Origin of the sequence: Aminobacter sp. SR38, from assembly GCF_014843375.1 — a bacterium.
In the GTDB taxonomy this organism is placed as follows: Bacteria; Pseudomonadota; Alphaproteobacteria; order Rhizobiales; family Rhizobiaceae; genus Aminobacter; species Aminobacter ciceronei.
Genome location: NZ_CP062115.1, coordinates 37,976 through 58,932, shown reverse-complemented (window position 1 = coordinate 58,932; position 20,957 = coordinate 37,976). Strand labels below are relative to the sequence as shown.

At 59.2% G+C, this 20,957-nt stretch carries 17 protein-coding genes and 1 pseudogene; 1 reads left to right on the top strand and 17 read right to left on the bottom strand.

The genetic code is table 11. From position 1 onward, the window contains the following. Positions 1-2: 2 nt before the first annotated feature. The 11 genes from ureC to gcvT all read right to left on the bottom strand — a co-directional run bounded on the left by ureC (position 3) and on the right by gcvT (position 12,803). A complete protein-coding gene (gene ureC / locus IG197_RS31265) occupies positions 3-1,718 on the bottom strand; it encodes an urease subunit alpha (RefSeq protein WP_192320917.1) in 1,716 nt (571 codons plus the stop codon). Further along, positions 1,711-2,412 carry an urease subunit beta gene (locus IG197_RS31260; protein ID WP_192320915.1) on the bottom strand — a complete coding sequence of 234 codons (702 nt, stop codon included), beginning with the start codon at positions 2,410-2,412 and terminating at the stop codon, positions 1,711-1,713. Before IG197_RS31260 ends, ureC begins: the two co-directional genes overlap by 8 nt. A gap of 38 nt (positions 2,413-2,450) precedes the next feature. Beyond that, positions 2,451-3,158, bottom strand: a complete 708-nt coding sequence (locus tag IG197_RS31255) for an ABC transporter ATP-binding protein (RefSeq protein ID WP_192320913.1) — start codon at positions 3,156-3,158, stop codon at positions 2,451-2,453. A 12-nt stretch (positions 3,159-3,170) separates the two neighbouring features. Continuing rightward, positions 3,171-4,925 carry an ATP-binding cassette domain-containing protein gene (locus IG197_RS31250; RefSeq protein ID WP_371746599.1) on the bottom strand — a complete coding sequence of 585 codons (1,755 nt, stop codon included), beginning with the start codon at positions 4,923-4,925 and terminating at the stop codon, positions 3,171-3,173. Positions 4,926-4,989: 64 nt separating this feature from the next. Further along, positions 4,990-5,826, bottom strand: coding sequence for a branched-chain amino acid ABC transporter permease (locus IG197_RS31245; RefSeq protein WP_055980195.1), 837 nt, complete (start codon positions 5,824-5,826; stop codon positions 4,990-4,992). A gap of 155 nt (positions 5,827-5,981) precedes the next feature. Then, positions 5,982-7,130 carry a substrate-binding protein gene (locus tag IG197_RS31240; RefSeq protein ID WP_192320909.1) on the bottom strand — a complete coding sequence of 383 codons (1,149 nt, stop codon included), beginning with the start codon at positions 7,128-7,130 and terminating at the stop codon, positions 5,982-5,984. 406 nt (positions 7,131-7,536) lie between these two features. Beyond that, complete coding sequence (locus IG197_RS31235; RefSeq protein ID WP_192320907.1) at positions 7,537-8,175, bottom strand: response regulator transcription factor; 639 nt, start codon at positions 8,173-8,175, stop codon at positions 7,537-7,539. Positions 8,176-8,182: 7 nt separating this feature from the next. Continuing rightward, the gene (gene folD, locus IG197_RS31230; protein ID WP_192320905.1) at positions 8,183-9,085 is read right to left on the bottom strand and encodes a bifunctional methylenetetrahydrofolate dehydrogenase/methenyltetrahydrofolate cyclohydrolase FolD; all 903 of its coding nucleotides are present in this window, start codon (positions 9,083-9,085) and stop codon (positions 8,183-8,185) included. 34 nt (positions 9,086-9,119) lie between these two features. Then, positions 9,120-10,799 (bottom strand): formate--tetrahydrofolate ligase, encoded by a 1,680-nt coding sequence (locus tag IG197_RS31225; protein ID WP_192320903.1) that lies wholly within the window; start codon positions 10,797-10,799, stop codon positions 9,120-9,122. A 238-nt stretch (positions 10,800-11,037) separates the two neighbouring features. Continuing rightward, positions 11,038-11,616, bottom strand: a complete 579-nt coding sequence (locus tag IG197_RS31220; protein ID WP_192320901.1) for a HupE/UreJ family protein — start codon at positions 11,614-11,616, stop codon at positions 11,038-11,040. Between the two features lie 80 nt (positions 11,617-11,696). Continuing rightward, positions 11,697-12,803 (bottom strand): glycine cleavage system aminomethyltransferase GcvT, encoded by a 1,107-nt coding sequence (gene gcvT, locus IG197_RS31215; RefSeq protein WP_192320899.1) that lies wholly within the window; start codon positions 12,801-12,803, stop codon positions 11,697-11,699. A gap of 299 nt (positions 12,804-13,102) precedes the next feature. Here gcvT and IG197_RS31210 point away from each other — a divergent pair. Next, a pseudogene (locus IG197_RS31210) lies at positions 13,103-13,970 on the top strand (IS701 family transposase); the annotation flags it as partial. Positions 13,971-14,123: 153 nt separating this feature from the next. On the opposite strand, the gene hydA reads toward IG197_RS31210, so the two are convergent. From hydA to IG197_RS31180, 6 genes are read right to left on the bottom strand one after another with little or no spacing between them, the layout of a single operon-like run. Further along, positions 14,124-15,572, bottom strand: a complete 1,449-nt coding sequence (gene hydA / locus IG197_RS31205) for a dihydropyrimidinase (RefSeq protein WP_192320897.1) — start codon at positions 15,570-15,572, stop codon at positions 14,124-14,126. 51 nt (positions 15,573-15,623) lie between these two features. Further along, positions 15,624-16,382: an SDR family NAD(P)-dependent oxidoreductase gene (locus IG197_RS31200; RefSeq protein ID WP_192320895.1), complete on the bottom strand. Its 759-nt coding sequence runs from the start codon at positions 16,380-16,382 to the stop codon at positions 15,624-15,626. Between the two features lie 12 nt (positions 16,383-16,394). Next, positions 16,395-17,282 carry an NAD(P)-dependent oxidoreductase gene (locus tag IG197_RS31195; RefSeq protein ID WP_246765488.1) on the bottom strand — a complete coding sequence of 296 codons (888 nt, stop codon included), beginning with the start codon at positions 17,280-17,282 and terminating at the stop codon, positions 16,395-16,397. Positions 17,283-17,338: 56 nt separating this feature from the next. Further along, positions 17,339-19,018, bottom strand: a complete 1,680-nt coding sequence (locus tag IG197_RS31190; RefSeq protein ID WP_246765487.1) for an ABC transporter ATP-binding protein — start codon at positions 19,016-19,018, stop codon at positions 17,339-17,341. Position 19,019: 1 nt separating this feature from the next. Beyond that, complete coding sequence (locus tag IG197_RS31185) at positions 19,020-19,862, bottom strand: ABC transporter permease (protein WP_192320891.1); 843 nt, start codon at positions 19,860-19,862, stop codon at positions 19,020-19,022. Next, complete coding sequence (locus IG197_RS31180; RefSeq protein ID WP_246765485.1) at positions 19,862-20,902, bottom strand: ABC transporter permease; 1,041 nt, start codon at positions 20,900-20,902, stop codon at positions 19,862-19,864. The genes IG197_RS31185 and IG197_RS31180 overlap by 1 nt, the downstream gene beginning before the upstream one ends. Between the last annotated feature and the right edge of the window lie 55 nt (positions 20,903-20,957).

The window sequence follows — 20,957 nt, the reverse complement described above, 5'->3', positions numbered from 1 at the left end:
TCCTATTTCAACGTATAAAGGGCGCCCAGCGGCACCTTGCTGGACGGAAGCGACGTGCAATGCTCCCCGTCGACTTCCACTCTGTATGTTTCCGGATCCACCGTTACTTTGGGAACCTTGTCGTTCCAAAGCATGTCTTGCTTGGAGAGTTTTCGTGTTCCAGACACGGGCACGCAACACGCTCGCAATTCCAGCTTTCCAGCGACGTCGCGGTCGATGGCCATTTGGGACATGAAGCGCAACGAAAGTGACGGAGCAGCGCGTCCGAACCAGCCCCATTGCGGCCGGTAGCGCAGGGGCTCGCAGCAGTAGAGAGAGGCGTTCGCTTCGCCCATCACGGCCATCACCGGGAAGCCTGACTTGAAAACGGCCTCCGGCTTGACGCCAAACATCCCAGGTTTCCATAGCACGAGATCGGCCAGCTTGCCCGGCTCGAGCGAGCCGACATATTTCTCTACGCCGAACATGCGTGCCGGATTGATGGTGTATTTGGCGATGAACCGCTTAATTCGAGTGTTGTCATTGTCGCGACCGGCGTCTTCGGCGAGTGCGCCACGCTGCGCCTTCATGCATGACGCGGTCTGCCAGGTACGACTGATAGTTTCGGCAATGCGACCCATCCCCTGGGAGTCCGATCCTATAGCGCTAATGGCGCCGATGTCGTGCAGCACACCTTCGGCCGAAATGGTCTCATGGCGGATCCGGGATTCGGCAAAGGCGATATCCTCCGGCAGTCTTGGATTGAGATGATGGCTGACCATTGCCATGTCGAAATGCTCGTCGAACGTATTAACCGAGTAAGGATTGGTCGGATTGGTCGACGAAGGCAGGACGTTCCCGTACCCACACACCTTGATAATGTCTGGGGCATGGCCCCCGCCGGCGCCTTCGACGTGGTAGGCGTGAATGGTACGGCCGTCGATTGCCTTCAAGGTTCGCTCGAGAAACCCAAACTCATTCAGCGTGTCGGTGTGCAATTGGATTTGCACGTCCGCCTCGTCAGCAGCCACCAGTGCTGAATGGATCGCGGCAGTTGTGGCACCCCAATCCTCATGAATTTTTAGCCCTGCGGCGCCTGCCTCGAGCTGCTCGATCAGGGGCTTATGATTATCCGAGGCCGCCTTTCCCAAAAAGCCGAAATTGAGCGGGAACGCTTCTGCTGCCTGAAGCATGTGTCCGAGGTTCACTGTGCCGGTGGAGGCGATCGGAACGGTGGTGGCCCCAAGACCACCGCCGAACAGGGTAGTGATGCCACTGGCCAGGGCCTCTTCGCACTGGCCCGGATCGATGAAATGGACGTGGCAGTCTAGGCCACCGGCCGTAACGATCAGGCCCTCCGCTGCGCGAACGTCGGTGTTGGTACCGACGATCAGTTTAGGGTCCACCCCGTCCATGATCCGGGGGTCGCCAGCCTTGCCGATCCCGGCGATCAGGCCATCCTTGATCCCTATATCGGCCTTGATGATGCCGAGGACCGGATCGATGATTGTGGCATTCGTTATCACCAGATCGAGCGCACCGTCTGCCGCAGTGATATGGCCATGACAGCCGGTGCCCACTCTAAGGGTTTTTCCCGCCCCGAAGACGAGTTCGTCACCCGGAACAAGCAGATCCCGCTCGACCTCCGCCCAGAGACACGTGTCCCCGAGACGGACCCGGTCTCCCGTCGTCGGCCCATACAGCTCGACATATTGACGTCGCGACAGCACCTTAGCCATGGTGAGCTCCCCTGAATCCTTCGGCTGCTGCTCGTGTAACCGCCCTGCGCTTGACTTCCGGGTTGTCCAGGTCACCTTCGGTCAGGTTGTTAAGCCCCTCGACCCGCCTTTCGCCACCGATGGCGACAAGGTCGACGGTTTTTTCATCCCCTGGCTCAAATCGGACCGTGGTTCCCGCTGGTATGTCGAGACGGAAGCCGAACGCTGCGGCCCGGTCAAAATCCAGCTCGGCGTTCACCTCAAAGAAGTGGAAATGAGAGCCGATCTGAACGGGGCGGTCGCCAAAGTTGCGAACTATCACACGCGTCGTCGCACGACCAACATTGATCTCTATCCCTTCTTTCGCCAGGCGATAGCCGCCTGGCTTGTCCTCTTCCTCGCTTTCATGGGGCCGACCGAGGGGATCGTGGACACAAACGAGCTTTTGACCGTCCGGAAACATCGGCTCGACCATCAACATTTCCAGAAGCGGCACGACGCCCGGCTGAACTTCCTCAGGCTGCAATACGGTGCGGCCCAAAGCCATCAATTCTGAGACCGAGCTCCCGCGTCTGGCCCCTTCGTGGATCGCATCGGCTATTACTGCTCTGGCCTCCGGCAAGTTCAGCCGTATGCCTTCTGCGCGGCGGCGCTGAGCCATCCTGGCCGCTGTGAAAACAAGAAGTCTGTCGCGTTCCCTGTTGGTCAGATACACGAGATGCCCTCGCCCATTTTGAAGTCGTTTCAGGATGATCAGAGGCTTATGTGGGCCGCGATCTTGTCATGCGTATCCGGGTCACGCGTGTTTCCGAACCCCGATATTTCGCCCTTGTCCAGGAGAACGTATCTATCAGAAACGGCACGGGTGAACGGAATGTTCTGTTCAACCAAAAGAACGCCGAGCCCAGAACGATCCCTCTCCCTCTTGATGATTTCCACCAGGTTGGTGATAACTGACGGCTGCATGCCTTCGGTTATCTCATCGATCAGGAGCACCTTGGCGCCGACGGAGAGGGAGCGTGCGATCAAGAGCATTTTCTGTTCGCCGCCACTGAGCGTGCCGGCTTTTTGCTGCAACCGCTTGAGGAGGAACGGGAAGCAACGGCGGATCGTAACCTCCGCCTCGTTCCAGCTAACCGTGCCACGCAGCGCCAAGCGAATGTTTTCCTCGACCGTAAGGTCCTGAAATAACGCCTTTTCCTGCGGTACATAAGCCACGCCAAGCCTAGCAATCTGATGGGGACGACTTTCGCTGATTGCATGCTGCGCCATCGATACGGAGCCTGAAAACTTCGGCAAATACCCCATGATCGACTTGAGCAGCGTACTCTTGCCCATACCGTTCTTGCCCACCACGGCGACGATTTCGCCGTGGGCGATCTTCAAATCCAGGTTCCGTATTACGGTAGCCTGTCCATATCCGCTGCTGAGACCATTCACAGCGAGCACTGCTTCTGTCATGAGTTCATCCTCTCAGTGCCCCGAACCAGCATAGACCGACTTAACGAGTTCGGAATTCACGACCTCATCAACCGACCCGTTAAGAACAATCCGACCTTGATGTAGAACGATGACTCGCGAAGAAATTTCGCGGACGAAGTCTAGATCGTGCTCCACGAGCAGAATGCACAGTTGCTCCGCTTTGGTCAGTTCCACCAGGATCGTTCCGATCAGCGTGCGCTCGGCTTTTGTGAGACCAGCCGTGGGTTCGTCCAAGAGGATCACCTTGGGCTCGAGAGCCAACACCATTGCCAATTCGAGCGCCTGCTTTTTTCCGTGCGACAGCACTTGTGCGGGCAAATGCAGCTCGGTGTGAAGACCGGTGGCCCTGACAACGTGCATGGCAGAAGGCGGCAGGCTGCAGACACCGGATTTCTGCCATTTGGACAAAGGATCTAGGCGCGCCCGAGCAATCTGGAGGCACTCACCTACCGTCAAGGTGTCGAAAACGTTGGCCATTTGGAACTTGCGGCCCACACCGAGACCTACGCACTGTTCAGGCGGACGTTGGCCGATGTCCTGGCCAGCGACTGAAATCGTGCCACCGCTACGCTTTGAGCCGTCGGCGATGCAGGTCATGAGGGTCGTCTTGCCGGCACCGTTTGGCCCCACGAGACTAACGATCTCGCCATAGGTGGCTTCGAAATCGATGCCGGACAGAACTTCCAGACTACCATATCGCTTTTCCACCCCGCTCACTAAAAGCGCGGGTCCGCTGGACGCGGCCGCAATGATGTTGCGCTCGCTCCTGCTTGCCTTGTGCAGCTGGAGCTGGGCGTATTGCTGAGGCTGCGCTTTTCCGGTGCGAACGCGTAACCAGTTGGCGGCGTGCGAAACCAAGGGCAGGATACCGCGCGGGAGGGCGACGATGACCGAAACAAAGACTATTCCGATGACAAGCTTCCACACGAAGGGAAAATCGCCCTGCAGCTGCGCACTGGCATAGTCGATAATAATCGTTCCGATCACTGGGCCAAACAGCGTACCACGCCCGCCCAATGCAACCCAGATCAGAAGCTCGGTTCCGAACGTGAAGCCAGCGATTTCGGGGGCGACCACCATCGTGTAGTTAGCGTACATCCAGCCTGCAATCCCGCCGATTGCTGCACAGATCAGAAAGATCACTGCCTTAATGTTTGAGGTGTTTAAGCCGAGATATTTGCAACGTTGCTCATTTTCCCGGATCGCGATCAGAAGCCGCCCGGCGTCGCTGCGCGTGTACATCCAAGCCGCGGACGTCAGTACGACCAGCCAGACTCCGACAGCCCAGAACCACGCCTCAGAGCTGAGCGGGATTGTTTCGAAGCCGGTCAGGCCGCTGCTTGAGCCCGTGTAGGTTCCGCCGGAAAATAGAACCTGCGTGACGATGATCGGCAGGACGAGGGTGATCACGGACGCATAGAGCGACGAAGCGCCATGCCAGAAGGCAAGGAATGCCACCAACCCGGCGAGGGCGACTGCGACTGCGATGCCGATCAAGACGGCGGCCAAGGCATGTCCGGCCGAAAAGCCGCCATAAGTAAAGACCAATGCCGTTGCGTAGGCGCCGGCCGCGAAGAATGCCGACTGACCGAAGGTCAGAACTCCGAGGTAGCCCCACAGAATGTCGACCGAGAGCGCGATTGATGCATAAATCATCGACCTTACGAGTACGTTCACGGAATAGGCATCCATGAAGAAGGGCGCGGCGCCAACCCCGATCAGACAGATCGCGGCGATGACCACCATCCTTGTTAGCGGGGCGATCTGCGGTCGTTGAATGGAAGCGCTTCCATATTCCTTCACGTTTGCGTCACTCATAAGAAAACCCCTGCGGACGGATGCGAAGTATGACAGCGGCCAGCGCAGCAATCGTCATGCCGCCGAGGACCGAACCGAAATAATTACTCACGATGACTTGGGCGCCCCCCAGGACAACGCTCGCGACAGCCAGGCTATAGAGGGAGGAGCCCGAAACGAGCACGAGCATGAAAGCGCTGATCAGCCAGGCAACGCCCATGTTTGGATCGACGCTGGACAGTGGAGTTATCAGAGCTCCGGCCACCGCCGCCAAACCGGAGCCGAGCGTAAATGTGATGGAGCGAACCAAGCCGCTGTTGATGCCGAGCCCGCGCGCGAGGTCCTCGTTCATGATGACCGCGCGTGTGGAGAGGCCCAGTGAGGTGCCCCGAAGGGCCATCGTCAAGCCGACGCCGAGCAGCAGCGCAACGGCTGTCAGGATCAACCGATAGGTTGAGTAAGGCTCACCCAAGATACTGATCACGCCTCTGATCGGAGGCTCAGCGAAATGGACACCGCGATCGAAGACCAGGGTGATAACCTGCCCAATGATAATGCTCAGGCCCCACGTCGCCAGAATGGCATCGAGGGGGCGATCATAGAGCGAGCGCACGACGACACGTTCCATGCCGAGACCGACAATTCCGCCGAAAATCGCCGCAAGGGGTATACCGATCCAAGGATTCATCCCCATCGCGGTGGCGATGACGGCGGCATAGCCCCCGAGCGTCATCAATCCGCCGTGTGCGAAGTTTATGAGCTTCATGACGCCGAACACAAGCAGCAATCCCGAAGATACGATGTATAAGATTGCTGCAGTCGTTATGATATCAAGTAGTACCGGAACCATCTAAGTCTCCGAGGTTTCCTCTGTAGCGAGCTGTATTGAACTTCCGAGTGATCGATGACGAAAGACGGGTTCGTACATCGCCGCGTCTGAGGGTCAACACAGCATCGCCATATTTGGTCAGCAGAGTCAGACGGCGGAAAGCGCCGCCTGTCCGGTCACAGATTGGGGCACTGCTCGCCCGGATCTACATTGGGATAGGACTTGATGATGGTTGTGTCGCCCTTTGCATCGACCTGCGCGAGATACATCGTCAGCGGAGCATGACGCTGTTTTGACATCAGCACCGAACCGCGAGGGCCGTCGAAAGTCACTTCGCTTAGCGCCTTTACGACCGCATCCGTATCCGTTGTCCCGGCCTTCTTGACCGCCAAGGCGTAGAGATGCACGGCATCGTATTGCGGCACGGACAGCTCATTCGGCGTTTCAGTCTTTTCCCCGAATTTGGCTTTCAGCGCTTTCAAGAACCGGGCGTTTTTCTCCGAGGCGATACCGGTGTAGTAGGTACCGCCGAGATAGATCCCCTCGGCATCAGGCCCAAGGGTCTTTGCCGTACCTTCATCAAGCGCGTAATTACCGTATTTGGCAGTGATGCCTGCCGATCGCAATTGCTTCGTGAAGGTGACGTTCGGCGCACCAGCGGCTGTGGAAGTAATGATAGCGTCCGGGTTGGTCGCGCGGATCTTACTGACGATTGCCGTCCAATCCGTAGCATCCATCGGATTGTATTCTTCTCCTACAACGATTCCGCCCTTCTCGGCGATGTACTTGTTAGTATCGCCAAGAAGACCCCGACCGAACGCGTAGTCGCTGCCAACCAAGAAAAATTTCTTCGCGCCATGATCCGACATGAAATAATCAACCATGAGGGAAACCATCTGTTGTGGCACCCAGGCGTTGATGTGCTGATACTTGTTGCAGGAGGCGCCTTCATAGAAGGAGGTGTAGATGTACGGAATCTGCCCCCGCGTGATGATCGGCAGGCCGGCGTTGCGAGCCGCCGTCGTTTCCATTGCCACGATGGCGTCGACTTCCTTTTGAAAGACAAGGGAATCGTAGGCCTTCTGAGCCCCGGCGGCGCCGGACGCATCGTCGGCGACTTCAATGACGAGCTTTCTGTTCAGCAACCCGCCCGCCTCATTGATTTCGGAGACAGCGAGTTCGGTCGCCTGAATCACGGACGGTGCCACGACGCTGTTTGCCCCGCTTAGGCCAACGGGAATCCCCAACACGATCGGTTCCTCTTCCGCAACTGCGGTCCCGGTCCACAGGACAGTTACGGCAAGCAACACGGAAATCTTCTGCATTGTTGTTTTCATTTGCGTTCCCCTTGTTTTTGTTGACTGCTCAAAGTGCCAGCTGACACCGGTTCCGTTGAGCAAACGGCAGCCGTCGGCTTCGCGAAAAGATGTCGGCAATTTTGAGATAAAGGTGGACCACAATTGCTAGCCGGCAGGATTTATCCTGAGGGGCAGAACGTGGTACCAAAAGGTGACTATCCCGCCACCTGAATGAATGGTTGCACAGATGCAAAGCGACGTCAATATTAAAAGACGGTTAGGCGTCGTTATCAGGATTCATGCTAAGTTGGTTCTTCCGGTCGACAATGACAAATCGAAGGTCGTTACCGGTCCTGATCCCAGGGCGCGCCTCGCCCTGTTGATCAAGCTCGGCTTGCCGCGCGCGAACGCTACCTGGCAGCCGTCTGGAGGCTTATTGTTTCGTATCCATGACAAACAGCGCCACCGCCATTGCCCGATTGCGGACGCCGAGCTTGTCATACAGATTCTTCAGATGGTACTTGACTGTGTTCTCCGAAATACCGGTCCTGGTGGCAATCTGCAAATTGGTCCAGCCATTGGCGAGCACAGCGAGCAATTCCAATTCGCGCGGCGTCAGGCGTGATAAGGGCGTCTCATTGATTTTGGAGACCTCTATAAAGGGAATGCAAATACGGCCGTTTGCGACCGCAGCAAGCGTGCCGAACAGAACGCTGGGATCATCGAACTGATAGCAGAAGCCGTGCGCGCCAAGGCGTACGCACTGCTTCAGAATGCCTGGGTCATGATCGTTGCTGAAAATAACCACGCGCAACGCGAGCTGCCGGCGATGAAGCTCGGTTAACAGTTCGGAGGCGTTCATGTCGGATAGTTTCCAGCCCACGATTGCCACGTCGAAGGCCGTCTTCGTTTCTTCCACGGCCTCCAGAAACGCCTTACCGCTATTGATGCCGGCAGCGAAGTCGAAACGTTCGTCGCGGCTGATCATGTCGCGCAACGCTGCGATAACCAGCTGATTTCGCTCTACAATCAGTAGCCTTGGGCGGTATCGGCTTCGTTCTGAGGCCTCCATGCACCGGTCAACTGTAAGCGTCGAAGTCAAACGCCTGACCTGCCGCGCGGAAGGCCGAGGTGACCGTATTGGCCATCAAAAGGGCGATCGTCATCGGGCCGACGCCGCCCGGCACCGGGGTGATGGCGCCAGCCTGTTCTGCCGCACTGGCGTAGTCGACGTCGCCGACAAGCCTGGACTTGCCGTTGGCGCCGCCGTCGAGGCGGTTGATACCAACGTCGATGACGGTGGCTCCCGGCTTGACCCAGTCGCCCTTGATCATTTCAGGACGCCCGACCGCGGCCACCAGGATGTCAGCGCTGCGGCAAAGGGCCGGCAGGTCCTTGGTGCGGCTGTGGGCGATGGTGACGGTGGCGTTGGCGTTGAGCAGAAGGTTGGCCATCGGCTTGCCGACGATGTTGGAGCGGCCGACGACAACCGCGCTGAGGCCCGACAGGTCGCGGCCAAGCGTGCGCTCGATCAACAACATCGAGCCGGCAGGCGTGCAGGGCACGAAGGCGGTGTCGAGTTCGCCGGTGCCGAGCTTGCCGACATTGGTGAAGTGGAAGCCGTCGACGTCCTTGTCGGCCGAGATCGTCTGAATGATCCTGCCGGCGTCGATATGGCCGGGCAGGGGCAACTGGACGAGGATGCCGTGGATCTTGGGGTCGGCGTTGAGCTTTTGCACCAGGGTGACGAGGTCGGCTTCGGAGGTGTCGGCCGAAAGCGCGTGCTCGATTGAATGGAAGCCGCATTCCTTGGCCTTCTTGCTCTTGGAAGCGACATAGACCTGGCTTGCCGGGTCGTGGCCAACGATGACCACAGCGATGCCGGGAACGATACCCGTCTCGGCGATCAGCTTTTCGGCTGCGATCCGGACTTTGGCGACTACATCGGCCGCCACCGCCTTCCCATCTATGATGATTGACACGTATTTCTAATCCTTATTTTAAGACGCGTTCGGCTCAGAACAGTCCTTCGATCTGGCCGTGTTCGTTGAGGAAGATCTTCTCGGATGACGGTGCCTTGGGCAGTCCGGGCATTGTCATGATCTCACCGCAGATGGCGACGATGAAGCCGGCGCCTGCTGCCAGGCGCACTTCACGTACCGGTACGACGTGGTCGACAGGGGCACCCCTGAGGTTCGGGTCGGTCGAGAACGAATACTGCGTCTTGGCCATGCACACCGGCAGATGACCGTAGCCCGCCTGTTCCCAGGCATGCAGCTGGTCGCGCACCGACTTGTCGGCGATCGCCTCCGAGCCGCGGTAGATGCGCTTGACGATGGTGTCGATCTTGTCGAACAGCTTCATGTCGTCGGGATAGAGCGGCGAGAACTGCGAGGCGCCGCTCTCGGCGAGCTGCACCACCTTGTGGGCGAGTTCCTCGATGCCGGCCGAGCCCTTGGCCCAGTGCTTGCACAGGATCGCTTCCGCACCCATCGAGGCGACATAGTCTTTCATCGCCGCGATTTCGGCGTCGGTGTCGGAGACGAAGTGGTTCATCGCCACCACCACAGGCACGCCGAACTGCTTGACGTTCTCGATGTGGCGGCCAAGGTTGGCGCAGCCCTTCTTCACCGCCTCGACATTCTCCTTGCCGAGCTCTTCCTTCTTGACGCCGCCATTCATCTTCATGGCGCGGACGGTGGCGACGATGACGGCGGCTGCCGGCTTGAGACCCGCCTTGCGGCACTTGATGTCGAAGAACTTCTCGGCACCGAGGTCAGCGCCGAAGCCGGCTTCGGTGACGACATAGTCGGCGAGCTTGAGGGCGGTGGTGGTGGCAACCACCGAGTTGCAGCCATGGGCGATGTTGGCGAAGGGGCCGCCATGGACGAAGGCCGGGTTGTTCTCCAGCGTCTGCACCAAATTGGGCTGGACCGCATCCTTGAGCAGCACGGCCATGGCGCCGTCGGCCTTGAGGTCGCGGGCATAGACGGCGGTCTTGTCGCGGCGATAGGCAACGATGATGTCGCCGAGGCGCTTTTCGAGGTCCTTGAGGTCGGTCGCCAGGCACAGGATCGCCATGACTTCGGAAGCAACCGTGATGTCGAAGCCGGCTTCACGCGGAAAACCGTTGGCGACGCCGCCGAGCGAGCAGTTGATGTGGCGCAGCGCGCGGTCGTTCATGTCCATCACCCGGCGCCAGACGACGCGGCGGGTGTCGATGCCGAGTTCGTTGCCCCAGTAGATGTGGTTGTCGATCAGCGCCGACAGAAGGTTGTGCGCGGTGGTGATGGCGTGGAAGTCGCCGGTGAAGTGGAGGTTCATGTCCTCCATCGGCACGACCTGGGCATAACCGCCGCCGGCGGCACCGCCCTTGACGCCGAAATTGGGTCCAAGCGAGGCTTCGCGGATACACACGATCGCCTTCTTGCCGATGCGGTTCAAACCGTCGCCGAGGCCGACCGTCGTCGTGGTCTTGCCTTCGCCGGCGGGCGTCGGGTTGATCGCGGTGACCAGGATCAGCTTGCCGTCCTTGTTCTTGCGCGCATTGGCGATGAACTCGGCCGAGATCTTCGCCTTGTCGTGGCCATAGGGCAAAAGATGCTCGCTCGGAATGCCGATCTTGGCACCGACCTCCTGGATCGGCTTCTTCTTCGCCGCACGCGCGATCTCGATGTCGGTCTTGAATTCGGCCATGACTCTCTTCCCTTGAGTTTGGTTCGATTTCCGCGGAGCCTCGGGCTCCCAGATTAAAAACGTGGTGCTGACTGGCCTGCCGCACGGCAGGCGGAGGCCGCCCTATTCGCCCTCAACAGCGCGATAGTCAACGGCTGTCGCGCGGCGCTGAACACAAGCGGACCGGGTCTTTTGAACGCGGTTCGACTGCTTTGACGAAGCAAAATTACGGCCGATATCGCTCGCCCTGCGGTTGCGATCAGATGAGACCGGCCAAAATACCCAGCCCTAAACCGGTCACGGCCCCACCTGTCAGCCTGACAAGCGGCGAGCCACCGATTGCTGCAACTCCGGCGCCAAGCGCCGCGCCTGCGGCATGAAGCAGTGCGGAAGTCAACACAAAACCCAGTGCGTAGCTCGTGGCGCTACCATCCAATGGCATTTCGGCTACATGAGCGTGACCATGGAAAACGGCAAAGAACCCGGTCATCGCGAGTGCAACTGAGCCGGGAACGTTAGGTGCGATCAAAATCAAGGCTCCGATTATGATAACCGAGAGTACAATCGCAGCCTCCACTGCCGGTAGAGTGATGCCGCTGACGCTGACCGCGCCACCCAAGACCATCATACCTAGGAATGCAGCCGGCAGGAGCCAGCGAAAGCAACCGCCGAGTAGGTATCCCAGCAGGCCCACGGCCGCCATAGCTAGGACATGGTCCAAACCGCCAAGCGGATGATAAAGACCGGCGGCAATCCCATGTGCGTGGCCGGTTCCGGGATGAGCCTGGGCCGCCGCGGTTGCAAGTGAGAACGCAGTCGTCAGAAAGAATCTGTTCATAAAGGCTGCTCCGATCGGGAACAATGGAAAACCATGCCGGTTGAAGCCTCCCCCTAGGAGGAAGCTTCAACTCTAATGGATTAGGCGAAGTTCTTGGTGCGGGTGTCTCCGGGGTCATATAGTGGCATAACCGACAGCTTCGCATTCGATCGCGTGCCAGTGTCCAGCAGGACCGTAACGTCCAGGCTCGGGACCGCGTGGGCGGGGTTCACAAAAGCCATGGCAGTTCCGCGCTTTCTGGTCGGCGAGAAGGATCCGCTGGTTACCGTTCCGATCTCGCGGTCACCGACAAATATCTTGTCGCCGGTTTCAGCTACGTCGCCGGAGAGAATGTCGAGCCACACCATCCGGCGGGTTACCCCCTCTCGGACGATTCGCTGCAAGGCAGCCTTGCCGATGAAATTCTCTTTTCCAAACTTCACGGCAAACCCGATACCAGCTTCGAAGGGATTGGTACTGCGGTCGTGGTCCTTGCCGACCAAAAGATATCCGGCTTCCTGACGAAGGCTCTCCAGAGCGGCCTGGGCACATGGAACAATGTCGTAGGCCTGGCCAGCCTTCATGACCAGGTTCCAGATGGTCTCTCCTTCAGTCGACGCGAAATGGAGCTCGAAACCGGCTTCACCCGTGTAGCCCATGCGCGCAATGATGCACTCGATACCGGAAATCTTTGCCGGCCTGAACCGATAGTAGCCTATGGTCGAGAGGTCGATGTCGACCAGTGGCTGCAGCACGCGATTGGCTTTCGGTCCCTGCAGTGCAAGCGTTGTGTGCTTATCGGTCACGTTTGTAGTGGCCACGTCGTACGACTTCGCCTGCTTGGAAATCCAGGCGTAATCGTCTTCCGAACCGCTGATGATCATGTACTTGTTATTGTCCAGGCACCAGATCGTGCAGTCGTCGATCATCTGCCCGTCTTCGTCACACATGGCGGTGTATTGCACGGAACCGATCGTCTTCTTGGAATAGTCGTTCGTCGCGAGCATCTGGATCAACCGAAGCGCATCGGGTCCTTCGACAACGAATTCAGCCATATAGTCCAGATCACACAGAGAGACGCTCTCGCGAGTACCCAAGTGTTCCCGGGAATGTCCTGCGCTGTACTCCCAAGGAAGGTAGTAGCCGAACAACTCGACCATTTTGGCCCCATACTCAAGGCCGCTTGCGTAAAACGGAGTCTTCTTCATGGCGCGTTTCTCCTCTTGGTGCGCAAAACAAAAAAGGCCCCCGACGGCGCTAACGCGCCAGTCGGGGGCCTTCAAATACCCCAATTCCGATGCAGCTAGCCCGCTGCAGTACCTTTCTTATTTTCTTTTCGCGATTTCTGTCAAGACATTTATCGCCCGCCGACAAAAGAGTGTTCTTCCGCGAGGATCGTTTTAAGCGATTGCTTGGTCGAGTTAGCCCCTCAACTAGGCTTCGTGGACAAAGCACGACGCTACTTTGGCAGATTAACTCGCAGTTGACGAAGATCGCCCAATAGTGGCAGCAAATGTGCCCGGTCTATATTTCCGGCCTCGTCGGGCCGCGAGAACCGCAAAATCATTGAGCCTATGGCAGAACGCCTTGCGCCCGATCACTATGACCGCCTGCATCATTTCATCTCCGGGCATTTGGGATGCCGCTCCACTTGAGGTGGAGTTAGCGATAGAGGCCGACAAGATTGTCGCTTCGGATCCGTTGGTTGGCGATACGGATCTGCCCAAGAAGGGCGATCATTCTGTTGGAGTCGCGCCGCAGCATGCGTCGATGCTCGGTAACGCTGGAATGGCTGACGTTGGCGCGGGACGATGTTCCTGTTCCAGTCGGCTTGCGGCTGTTTCTGCCCGAAAGCTGGACCAGCGTACGCGAGCCGAAGCGCATATCCCGCACCAAACCGGATATCACGCACGACGAGATCTATCGGTTGATCGCCACGGGCGTGCGGTTTGGCACTGTGCTTGGTTATGCCGGCTATGGTTTATCAGCTGGATTTCGCCAGAGGCTCAGTGCACGCGACCTCGTCGCGGCTGGAAAGGTCGACTGACCGCACGCTTCGCTGCCCTACGCATTAGGATTGCTGATGGCGACCCGCAACGCATCCTCGACAAGGGGCAGCAGCATATGCCATGCGAAGAGGCGTGGCTCGTTGGTTATGGCGCTCAAACGACGAGCGCAAACAAATATTACCTATCCAATCTGTCAGCAGATACGACCTTGAAAGCTCTCGCTGCTGCCATCAAATGTAATGACCCATCAGCAGATGAAGGAAGAACACGGCTTCAATCACTTCGATGGCGGCAAGGCCCTGACAATGATTGCCATGCTTTCTGCAACATCAGCGCCTACACGCAAAGCGGGGAAAAAGGAAGAGACGCGGCCCCGTCTAAGCCGACACTGCCATTTCGACGCGTGGTCATAGCCGCGCTGTCGCCAACACCAACCACCTCACCCCCACTGCCGAATTCGCATCCAGTCCGGAAAATTGACCTGCCAAGGTAGTGCTCGGTGCCCATCACGCTCTGCTATTATACGTTCGCCCCGTCATGACGGGCGCTTCCTGGCGCGATTGCGTACGGCGACCTTCTCCGCTTCAAGAAAATACCATCGCCGGGTTCGCCGGTGACCTTGCCGTCTTGCATCATCACTTTGCCGCGCAGAAGGGTCATTACCGGCCAACCCGTGACCGTCATTCCCTCGTAGGGCGTATAGTCGGAGCCGTGATGCATGATCTCCTGGCGGATGGTTTCCCTCCGGTTGGGATCCCACAGAACGATGTCGGCGTCGAAGCCCGGGGCGATCGAGCCCTTCTGCGGATAGAGGCCGTAGATCCTGGCATGATTAGTGGAGGTCAGCGCAACGAACTCGTTTACGGTGATACGTCCTTCCACTACGCCCTTGGAATAGAGGATCGGCATGCGAACCTCCACCCCCGGGATACCGTTGGGCACCCAACGGAATGACGTCCGCGCGATGTCACTGCTTTTTCCCTGGCTACCCTCAAAGTAATAAGGACAGTGGTCGGACGAGAAGGTCTGGAACACCCCGGTCCGAATGCCTTCCCAGATCGCCTCCCAGCTATCCTTGTCACGCGGCGGAGGGGAGCAAACGTACTTGCCGCCGCTATCGTCCATGTTGAGGCCCTTAAGATCGTCGGCCGTCAGCGCGACATACTGCGGGCACGTCTCGGCGAGAATTCTGAGGCCTTTGTGCTGCGCCCAACGAACCTGCTCCATCGGTTCGCGGCCGGAGACGTGAACCACCATGATCGGCACGTCCGTCAGTTCGGCATGGCTGATGGCCCGGTGGGTCGCTTCGCGTTCCACCGATTGCGGCCGGGAGACCCCATGAAAGTAGGGCGCAGTCTTGCCAGCCCGCTCCAGCCGCTCGGTCATGAAGCGGATCGCGTCATAGCCTTCACAGTGGACCATAACTAATGCACCGCAGGAGCGAGCGCTTTCGAAGACCTCCAGCAATTGGCGATCGGTAAGCACAAGGTCGTCATAAGTCATGAAGACCTTGAACGAACTGTAGCCGTCATCGACTAGGGAAGGCAGTTCCTGCCCGAGAACGCTGGCAGTGGGATCGCTGATTATCAGATGGAAGCCATAATCGGTAAGCGCGTTTCCATCAGCCTCCCGGTGATATTCCATCACGCTCGCCCGCAGGCTGGCGCCGCGCGGCTGCAAGGCGAAGGGCAAAACCGTAGTGTTGCCACCGGCGATGGCGGAACGTGTCCCGCTTTCGAATCCGTCGGCCATCTTCGGGCCATCGGAGGAGGGCTGGGCAAGGTGCACATGGCTGTCTATGCCGCCGGGCATAACCAGCAGGTCGGACGCATCGATCTCCTTGGCTCCGGCTCCCAGCTCTTCACCGACTGAAACGATGCGACCCGCTCTTATGCCGACTTCCGCTCGCACCGTGTCCGCCGCGGTTACGACTGTCCCGCCCCTGATGACTAGGTCAAACTCGTGCATAATTGCGCTTTCTATATTTGGTATTGTTGAGCTTCGTCGCGAATGACGGCGTCAGAGCATCACGTCGCCGCCATTAGGCGACAGTGTCTGGCCGACATAGTTGGAGCCGGCGTCGGATGCCAGCAGGAGAGCTGTCGGGGCAATCTCGTCGACGAGGCCGAACCGCTTGATCGGCAACTGGGTCATCTTCATCGCGCGCCATTCGTCGCTCAAGCCCATGAGTAGCTCGGTCTCGACCGGGCCTGGCGCAATGGCATTCACGAGGACGCCGCGAGGCGCCCCTTCGTAGGACAGCGCGCGGGTGAACCCGACGATGCCCGCTTTGGCAGCGCAGTAATGCGCAAGACCGGGCGCGCCCTTGTAAGCGAGTTGCGAGGCGATGTTGATAACCCGTCCCCAGCGACGTTCGAGCATGCGGCCGAAGAAGGAATGTGTGACGAGGAAGGTTCCCCGCAGATGCACTGCGAGCATTCTGTCGAAGGACGCCACGTCAAGATCGACGAACATGCAGTCGCCGCCGATGCCGGCGCTATTGACGACAATGTCGACGTGACCAAGCGTTTCCGAAGCGAATGCCGCCAGCCGCTTCACTGAACTTTCGTCGGCCACGTCGCATTCGGTTCCGTCGACATGCAGTCCTGCCGAACTCGTCTTTTCCAGGAGTGCCGCAGCACCTTTGGCATCACCATAGTGGCAGAACGAGACCTTCGCGCCGTACTCGGCGAATAGCTCCACGATAGCACCGCCAATGCCGCGACTGCCACCGGTAACCAATGCGGTCTTCCCATCAAGTCGGAATGGATCCTTCAATTGCTTTTCCCCTCAAGATATCCCGTTTGCGTGCGCCGAAAGCCATTTCGCATAGCTGCGGATACCGTCTTCGAGGCCAATGGCCGGCGTAAAACCAAGGTCGCGCTCGATTGCGGCAATATCGAACCGCCCCTGAACATCGTCGACCGGATCCGAGCCCAGGCCGAGGTCGATCTCGGCGTTCGGCAGAAACCGGGCGACCATGCTGCCGATTTCGCCTAGCGTGAGGTAGGTGCCGCCGGTGACAGTATAGATGCGACGCGGCAGCCTGGGTGCGTCGAGCGCCGCGACCAACGCCCGTGCGGCATCGTCCACATGGATGTATTGCCGCGGAAAGTTTCTGCCGAACGGCATATGCGTAGGCCGGCCGGCTAGCGCGTCTTCGATCATTCTGCGGATGGTGCAATCGGTGGTCCGGCGCGGCCCATAAACCCAGGAAATCCGCAAGCTTACCCCGTCTAGTCCATATTGCTGGGTGTAGGTCGAGACCAGTTGCTCTCCCGCCACCTTGCTTGCGCCGTAGACGCTAGAGGGTCGCAGCGCCACGTCCTCGGGTATGGGCTCCGTCGCCGGTCCGGTCTCGGACACTGTATTGCCGAATGCACTGGTCGAGGAGCAGAGAACGAAACGCCCGACCGAATGGATACGCGCAAGTTCGAGGACATTCGCCGTACCGACGATGTTGACCTGGACCATGGCATTGGGATTTGCACGCTCGACCATCGGACCTGAAAAAGCGCCGCAATGCACGATGCCGCCAATGTCGCGTCCCGACACAACCGCATGAAGTCGGTGTATATCGGTGACATCGCAGACGGTGAGCGGCTTGCCTTCGCCGGTGACCCCGACCCTGTCGACGGCAATCACGTCCGTGCCCCGCGCTTCCAGAAGGGCGCGCACGGCATTGCCGAGTAGCCCGGCCCCGCCGGTGACTAGGACAGTCCTCTCTACGCCACTCATCGCATCCCTCCCGCCAGCATCTTCTCGGCACGTTCACGCTGCGCCGGGCTCTGCTCGAGCGGCAATTCGGCCTTCAGCAGCGTCTTGGTGTATTCCTCTTGCGGCGAGGCAAAGATCGTTTCCGTCGGGCCATACTCCAGGATTTTGCCGTGGCGCATCACCGAAACGAAGTGGGCGAGCGAGCGCACAGAATTCAGATCGTGCGTGATGAAGAGGGCAGAGAGCCCCATCTCCGCCTGAAGGTCGCGCACGAGATCGATGATCTGGGCCCGCACACGGATGTCGAGGGCAGTGGTGGGCTCATCGAAGACCACGAAATCCGGACGTGTCGCCAAGGCACGGGCGATGCCAACGCGCTTTTGCTCGCCTGCGGTCAACTCATGCGGATAGGCATCCGCCAGCCGCACCGGGAGTTGAACCGCATCAAGCAGTTCGCGGACCCGCTTAACCTTGTCGATCGACTCGGCTGAACACAGGAGCGCTAGCGGTTCGCTGATAAGGCTTGCGACGGGCCACCGCGGATTGAGCGCGACATAGGGCTCCTGAAACACCATCTGGATGCGCCGACGGCGCTGCCGGAACTCGCGCTCGCTAATCCCGATCACATCGTCGCCGTCGAAGGTGACACGGCCGGCCGTGGTCGTCAGCAAGCGCACAAGACACTGGCCGATGGTTGTCTTCCCCGACCCGGACTCGCCGACGAGCGCAAGGGTCTCGCCACGCGCCAGAGAAAACGAGACGTCGTCGACCGCCCGCACGACCTCGTTGGTCCCGGGAATGGGGAAGTGCTTCACAAGATTGGCCACATCGAGCAGAGCGGCGCTCCTCACGTCAGGGGCCGTCTTCCGTGTTTCGCCGACGATGGGCGTCGGGCGAACCTTGGCGGCTTCGAGCAGTTCGCTGCTATAGGCTTGCTTCGGGCCAGCGAGGAACTGCCCCACCGGCCCGATCTCGACGATGCGGCCCTCGCGCATGATGGCCACCCTGTCGCAGAAATGGGCGACGATGCCGAGATCATGCGTGATCAGGATCGCGCCGAGGCCAAGCTCGCGGCAGCGGTTCACCAGCAGGTCAAGCACCTGCACCTGGATGGTGGCATCCAGCCCGAGTGTCGCATCGTCCGCGAGCACAACCTGGGGGGATGTGATCATCGCCATGGCGATGACAACGCGCTGCGCCATGCCACCGGAAAGCTCGTGTGGGTAGGCGCGGGCTCGACGCTCCGGATTGACGATGCCCACCTTGCCGAGCATATCGACGGCCTCGCGCCACGCCGTTCGCTTCGAGCCACCGCGGTGGGCGCGCAGAACACGCACAATCTGCGACCCGACGGTCTCAACCGGATCGAGCAGCGCCTTGGCGTTGGTGCCGATGAGCGCAAGTTGGCCGCCGCGAAGACGGCGCAGTTCAGCGTCATCCATGCCGAGGATCGACTGGTTGTTCAGCAAAACGTCTCCGGCGATGATGCGGCCATTCTCGGACAGAAGGTTCATCAGTGCACGCGCCAGGACGGACTTGCCCGAACCCGTTTCGCCCACGATGCCGAGAACCTCATTGCGGCGGAGACTGAAAGACACGTTATCTAGTGCAAGCCTGTCCGCTCCGACGAACTGGACACTGAGATTTTGGGCGACCAGCAACGGCGCTTCCTGATTGGCAGACATGCTTTTGGACATATCAGCGCCTCCGTGCTGTTGGGTCAGCGGCCTCGCGCGCGGCATCGCCAAGCAGGGCGAAACACAGCACGGCGAGGACGATCGCAAGTCCGGGAAACAGGGCAACCCACCACACGCCAAGGATCATCTGCTGCGCGCCGATGCTCACCATCAGTCCCCATTCGGGAGTCGGCATGCGCACGCCAGCGCCGACGAAGGAGAGCCCCGCCGTCAACAGAATGGCCATGCCTATGGAAATAGAGATCTGGACGATCGCCGGCGTCATGGCGTTGGGCAGAATGTGGCGGAACATGATCGACAGGTCAGTCGCACCGCTGCATCGGGCGGCACTGATGAAAGGACGCTCGCGCAGCGACAGCACCTCGGCCCGGATAAGCCGGGCGAACATCGGTATGAACAGCACCGCCAAGACGATAGCCACGTTCCAGATTTCCTGGCCCATGACCGAAACGAGGGCCATACCCAGCACGAAGACCGGGAAGGACTGGATGAAATCGAACAGGCGCATCACCGTGGCGCTGAGCAGGCCACGGTAATAGCCGATCAGCAATCCGAGCGGCACGCCGATGACGAAGGCGACGATGACCGCGGTGATCGAGATCAACAGGTTGATCCGCGTCGCGTAGACGATGCGGGAAAAGATATCCATGCCCGATACGTCCGTGCCAAGCCAATGCGCAGCCGATGGCGCCTCAAGGGAAACGAGCGGGTTTGCCTCGATCGGCGAATAGGGGACTATCCAAGGGGCGAAGATCACGGCGATAACCTGGAGCGCAAGGATCGTCAGTCCGATCACCGCGCTCGGCCTCCGCAGGAATCGTAACACAATACCGTTGTTTTTCATCACACTTTGATCCTTGGATCAGCGAGTTCGTAGAGAATGTCCACGACTAGATAGACGACGAGGATGAAGGCGGCGGCGACGAGAACAAAGCCCTGCAGTGCGGGGTAATCGCTATTGATCACCGCCTGTACGGCGTATTGGCCGAGGCCGCCCCACGAGAAGATCGTCTCGACGAGAACAGCGGCGCCGAGCAAGAAGCCAAACAGAAAGCCGACAAGGGTGATGATCGGGGGCAAGCTGTTGCGCAAGGCGCTACGGACTATGGTGCGCTCCGACAGGCCGCAAGCGCGTTGATGTCGGATGAATTCGCTACGATAAGCGTCCGCGAAAACCGTCTTCGTCATTTTCATGAGCGCCCCCGCATTGACGATAGCGAGCGTCAGCACTGGAAGCAGCAATCGACCCACTGCCGAGAAGAACGCGGCAAAATCCCCCGTCAGCAAACTGTCGATCGTGTAGAAGCCAGTCACCATGGGCGGTGGTGTGACCATGGCGTCGACCCGCCCGAAAGGAGCAGGCGCCCAGCCGAGTACATAAAAGAAGAAGTAGATTAGCAATAAGCCGACCCAGAAGTCGGGTATGGCGCCCGCCGCAAGTCCGTAGACGCGACTGCCATAGTCAATGGGCCCTCGAGGGCGGACCACCGAAATCACCGCGAGGGTCACGCCGATAAGGATCGTGAGAAGCATGGCGTAGGTGATGAGTTCCAACGTGGCTGGCGCCCGCTCCAGAAGATCCACGACCACGGGGTTCGACGTGAAGGGCGAGACGCCGAGATCACCATGCAGGACGTTGTCTGCATATTGTATGAACTGCTCGTAGACACTTAGGTTGAGGCCCAGCTTTTCACGCAACGCGATGATCTGTTCTTCGGTTGCCATATTCCCGAGCATCAAGAGCGCAGGATCTCCCGGAAGCAGCCGGACAAGCAAAAAGGTGACGAGCATCACGCCAAACATCTGCGGCACAATCATAACTAGACGACCCGCGATGATTCTGAGGGGGCGCGGAAGCACGCGCCAGTACTGAATGAGAGCCATTTTTCTCACGCTCGCTGCGATTGGTCGTGTGCGCGGAGGCGGGGCCTCCGCGCGG